Annotated in this window: 7 protein-coding genes and 1 pseudogene; 6 read left to right on the top strand and 2 right to left on the bottom strand. The window is 73.1% G+C overall.

The genetic code is table 11. From position 1 onward, the window contains the following. Positions 1-158 precede the first annotated feature (158 nt). The gene (locus tag ACWJ6R_RS30465; RefSeq protein ID WP_449065530.1) at positions 159-323 is read right to left on the bottom strand and encodes a hypothetical protein; all 165 of its coding nucleotides are present in this window, start codon (positions 321-323) and stop codon (positions 159-161) included. Between the two features lie 162 nt (positions 324-485). On the opposite strand from ACWJ6R_RS30465, the gene ACWJ6R_RS30470 reads away from it, so the two are divergent. The 3 genes from ACWJ6R_RS30470 to ACWJ6R_RS30480 are packed head-to-tail and all read left to right on the top strand — an operon-like array spanning position 486 to position 2,304. Then, positions 486-1,181, top strand: a complete 696-nt coding sequence (locus ACWJ6R_RS30470; RefSeq protein WP_449065531.1) for a response regulator transcription factor — start codon at positions 486-488, stop codon at positions 1,179-1,181. Beyond that, positions 1,178-1,738, top strand: a complete 561-nt coding sequence (locus tag ACWJ6R_RS30475) for a hypothetical protein (RefSeq protein ID WP_449065532.1) — start codon at positions 1,178-1,180, stop codon at positions 1,736-1,738. The genes ACWJ6R_RS30470 and ACWJ6R_RS30475 overlap by 4 nt, the downstream gene beginning before the upstream one ends. Then, positions 1,681-2,304, top strand: coding sequence for a sensor histidine kinase (locus ACWJ6R_RS30480; RefSeq protein ID WP_449065533.1), 624 nt, complete (start codon positions 1,681-1,683; stop codon positions 2,302-2,304). The genes ACWJ6R_RS30475 and ACWJ6R_RS30480 overlap by 58 nt, the downstream gene beginning before the upstream one ends. Positions 2,305-2,399: 95 nt before the next feature. Here ACWJ6R_RS30480 and ACWJ6R_RS30485 read toward each other — a convergent pair whose 3' ends face one another. Next, entirely contained in the window at positions 2,400-2,930 is a 531-nt protein-coding gene (locus tag ACWJ6R_RS30485; protein WP_449065534.1) for a hypothetical protein, read from the bottom strand. 258 nt (positions 2,931-3,188) lie between these two features. Between ACWJ6R_RS30485 and ACWJ6R_RS30490 the strand changes: the two genes are divergently transcribed. The 3 genes and pseudogenes from ACWJ6R_RS30490 to ACWJ6R_RS30500 all read left to right on the top strand — a co-directional run. Then, the gene (locus tag ACWJ6R_RS30490) at positions 3,189-3,542 is read left to right on the top strand and encodes an STAS domain-containing protein (protein WP_449065535.1); all 354 of its coding nucleotides are present in this window, start codon (positions 3,189-3,191) and stop codon (positions 3,540-3,542) included. 79 nt (positions 3,543-3,621) lie between these two features. Further along, positions 3,622-4,323, top strand: a complete 702-nt coding sequence (locus tag ACWJ6R_RS30495; protein ID WP_449065536.1) for a glycosyltransferase — start codon at positions 3,622-3,624, stop codon at positions 4,321-4,323. Between the two features lie 42 nt (positions 4,324-4,365). After that, positions 4,366-4,633 (top strand): annotated as a pseudogene (locus tag ACWJ6R_RS30500) (hypothetical protein); the annotation flags it as partial.

Consider the following 4,633-nt stretch of genomic DNA (forward strand, 5'->3'; position numbering starts at 1 on the left):
GGCCGGGACGCGGCGGCGGTGGGCGCCGCGCGCAGCGCCCACGCGAGGAGGAGCACGCCCAGCCCGGCCACGGCGGTCACCGTCAGGCGCCGCCGTCGGGCAGCCAGACGAACAGCGTCTGGAGGACGAGCAGGGGGTTCACCGAGGGGCCTACCGGGTCACTTGGACCGGCCGACGACCGTGACCAGGGCGACGACCACGAAGGCCACGAAGGCCAGCACCAGCAGGAGCTTGAACAGCCCGAACACGGCGGGCAGCACGAGCCCGAACACCACGTAGAGCGCGAGGAGGACGCCCAGGACTGCCATCACGATACGAGCCATGGGTCCACCGTACGCCGGAGATCGGCCCGGTGCGCGGCGGGCCGCATAACGATGGCGCATAACGATGGCGCATAACGCGGGCGCATAACGCGGGCGCGCCGGGGTCTTACGGGCCGGTGACGGTTTCCTCCGGAGCGGGCCGCGCGGGCCTACCGTGGGGCCATGAGCGCGCGGATTCTGGTGGTCGAGGACGATCCGACGGTGGCCGAGGTCGTGGCCCGCTACCTCGAACGCGACGGGCATCGCGTCGAGTGCGTCGGAGACGGGGCCGAGGCGCTCCGGCGGGCGCTGTCGGACCCGCCCGACCTGCTCGTGCTCGACCTGATGCTGCCCAAGCTGGACGGCCTGGCGGTCTGCAGGAAACTCCGGGAGCACCGGCCGGTCCCAGTGATCATGCTGACCGCGCTGGGTGAGGAGATCGACCGGGTGGCCGGCCTGGAGACCGGCGCCGACGACTACGTCACCAAGCCGTTCAGCCCCCGCGAACTGGCGCTGCGCGTCCAGTCGGTGCTGCGGCGGGCGCGCGGCGCGTCGATGCCGACGGGCACGGGCGTGCTGCGGGACGGCGATCTGGTGGTCGACGTGGGCGCGCACGAGGTACGGCTCGACGGCGCGCTGGTCACGCTGACCGCCCGCGAGTTCGACCTCCTGGCCCACCTGATGCGCAACCCCCGCCAGGCGTTCAGCCGCTCCACCCTGCTCGACCAGGTCTGGGGCTGGTCGTTCGGGGACTCCTCCACGGTGACCGTCCACGTCCGCCGCCTCCGCGAGAAGATCGAACCGGACCCGACCGCGCCCCGCCGCATCGTCACCGTCTGGGGCGTCGGCTACCGCTACGAGCCCGCGGACCTGCCGTGATCCCCGAGATCGTGGAGATCGCCGTGGTCACCGCCGGCCTCGGCCTGCCGGTCGCGTTCGCCGGGCTGGGCGCCATGCACCTGCTCCGGGAGCGGTCGATCGGGACGATGCTCGCGGTGCTCGCCGCGGTCCCCGTCGTGGTGACGGTGGCGGGCGTCGCGGCGATCACCATGAGGATGATCATCGAGGGCGGCTCCCGGGACATCGTGCTCAGCGTGGTCGTGATCGGGGGCCTGGTCGGCCTGGGCGTGGCGGCGGTGCTCGCCCGGCGCGTCGTGGCCGCCAGCCGCAGGCTCGTCGGCGCCGTGCACGACGTGTCCGAATCGGGGGAGTTCACGCCGCCCCGCGGCCTCCCGGCCGAGCTCGCACGATCGCCGCCGCCCTCGACGAGGCCTACCGGCGGATCCGCCTCGGCCGCGAGCGCGAGCGCGCGCTGGAGGGCGCCCGCCGCGAGCTCGTCGCCTGGGTCAGCCACGACCTGCGCACCCCGCTGGCCGGGATGCGCGCCATGGCCGAGGCCCTGGAGGACGGCGTGGTCTCCGACCCGGAGACGGTGAACCGCTACCACGCCCAGATCCGGCTGGAGGTGGACCGGCTCTCCGGGATGGTCGACGACCTGTTCGAGCTGTCCAGGATCCACGCGGGCGCGCTGCGCCTGTCCCGCCGCCGGATCGGCCTCGGCGACCTGGTCGCCGACGCGCTGGCGGGGGTGGAGCCGCTGGCCCGGGCGAAGGGGGTACGGCTGGCGGGCTCCGTCGATCCGGTGGTGCCCGTCCAGGCGGACGCGGGGGAGCTCTCCCGGGCTCTGCGCAACCTGGTGGTCAACGCGATCCGGCACACCCCGGCCGACGGCACGGTCTCGGTCCGCGCGACCGCGGAGGGCGGACAGGCCCGCCTGTCGGTGACCGACTGCTGCGGCGGGATCCCGGCGGAGGACCTGCCCCGGGTCTTCGACGTGGCCTTCCGCGGGGAGGCGGCCCGGAGCCCGCGCGGGGACGGCGCGGGAGCCGGGCTCGGCCTGGCGATCGCCCGAGGCATCGTGGAGGCCCACGAGGGCGCCATCGGCGTCGTCAACGCCGGACCCGGCTGCCGCTTCGAGATCCGTCTCCCCCTGTCGTCGTGAGACCGCTTCAGCCCGTCACGGAGCGGTGGACCGCCTCGAACCGCCTCGGGCCGTCATGCGGCGGTCGCCCGGGGCGGGTGTCCCGGGTGCCGCGGTCAGACCGGGATGTCCCCGACGACCCTCCGGGGCACCGCCGCCAGGGCGGGGGTCTGCCCCTCCGACTGGACCGGGACCATGAGGGTCACCTGCACCTCGTCGGAGAGGGAGGCGGCGCGGGGAGCCTGCTCGACGGGCTCGCGGGAGAGGGGGTCCCGCAGTGCGCCGAAGCTCTCCGACATCGCCCGGAAGGTCGGGCACGGCCAGCGCCACATGCAGCTCCGGCAGCGCAGGATCGGATGCGCCGCGTCGCTGGTGATGCCGCCCGCGTCCCGGGGCTGGTGCAGGTCCAGGAGCCGGATCCCGAGTTCGGCGAAGTCGAGCAGTTCCTGGCGAGCTCCTTCCAGGAAGTCGAGGTCGTCGCTCGTGAGGCGGGTCCTGATGGGGACGAAGCCCTCGCGGTTCACCAGGCCGCGGAGGGAGTGGGTCGCGTCCTGCCAGGAGGTGGACCTGGTGGCGCGTGCGATGGTGGACTCCAGGCGCTTGCGGAGCAGTTGGCGCTGGGGGTCCTCAGGAAGATCGTTGTTCATCGAAGACACTGGGCCCGTTTCTACTCGTCGTCCGTCGTCGACTCGGTGCAGCGACGGTCGGGAGGTTCCGGGCCTCCCCCCTTTCCGGCTGGGCCGGTGTTGCACACTGTCAAGCTTCGCGCACCGAGGGTTCGCGTGAGGGGAGAACGGGCGACAAAGAGCCGGGATCGGTAGCCCCGACAGGCAAAACCTTGAACAGGACACCTCCTTGGGCCGTGGAACGTGACCCGGGGCTCCGTCGCCGCTAGTGTGCCCGCTGTGGAGCTAAAAGTCTCAACTCGATCTCATGGTGGCCACACAATTGTGACCATTGTCGGAGAAATCGACCTATATACCGCGCCTCGCCTGCAGTCCGAGTTCGATCGGCTGCTGGACGAGCGCGCCGCCGCCTTCATGGTCGTCGACATGTCCGGTGTGGAGTTCTGCGACTCCACGGGCATGAACGTCCTGTTGTCCGCGCTCAAACGGCTGCGCGAGCAGGGAGGGATCCTGGAGATGGCAGGGCCTCGCCCCGCCGTACGTAAGATTCTTCAGGTCACCGGTCTCGATTCGGTGTTCACCGTCCACGAGGCGGTGCCCGAGGAACTGCTGGCGGCCGAGCCCCAGGCGTGAGCCGTCTCGCGGGGCCCGGGACGGCGACCGGCGCGCACGCGGCGACCGGCGCACAAGTCGACCTGTAGAAGAGAGCGGCATGACCGGCACAGCAGTGATCATCCCGGCCAAGGACGAGGCCGACCGGATCGGTGCCACCGTGGCCGCCGCCCGGGCGCTGCCCGAGGTGGACCTGGTCGTCGTCGTGGACGACGGCTCGGCCGACCCGACCGGCAGGGTGGCCAGGGCCGCCGGGGCCCGCGTCGTACGGCACAGCCGCAACCGGGGCAAGGCCGCCGCGATGGAGAGCGGCGCGGAGGTCGTGCGCCTGTTCGACGAGGAGCGGGGCGGGCCGCCCCGGCATCTGCTGTTCCTGGACGCCGACCTGGGAGAGACCGCGCACACGGCCGTCCCGCTGATCGAGCCGGTCAGGGCGGGTGAGGCGGACATGACCATCGCCGTCTTCGTCACCCGGGTGAAGCTGGGCGGCCACGGGTTCGTGGTCCGGCTGGCGCGTGACGGCATCGAGCGCGCCACCGGCTGGACGCCCACCCAGCCGCTCAACGGCCAGCGCTGCCTGACCCGGGCCGCCTTCGAGGCCGCCCGGCCATTGGCGCGTGGTTTCGGCGTGGAGACGGGCCTCACGATCGACCTGCTCCGCCGGGGCTTCCGGGTCCGCGAGGTCGAGGTGGAGATGTCCCACCGGGCCACCGGCACCGACTGGCGGGCCCAGCTCCACCGGACCCGGCAGTTCCGCGACGTCGCCCGAGCCCTCCTGGCCCGCAGGGTGCTGCACGTCTGAGCTCCGCCGCGGGCACCGCGCCGGGTGTGCTGGAATTTGCGGGTGACTCAGGACATGGCGGTGGCCGGCGGACCCGTACGGCACGGCCCGCGTGACGCGCTGGGCGCGTTCGCCCCGGTGGCGATCGGGCTCTCGGCCGTCCTGACCGTCCTGATCGGCCTGCTGGGGCCCTCGGCCATGGTGCCGGGACTGCCCGGCCTCTCCTGGCAGCCGCCGTACTCCCTGGGCGCCGGGCCGGACGGCCACCTGGTGATCGCCCTGGCCGCCGCGGCGATCGCGCTGGGCGGGGCGGGGCTGGCCGCGGCCTGCG

Source organism: Planomonospora algeriensis (genome assembly GCF_977012225.1).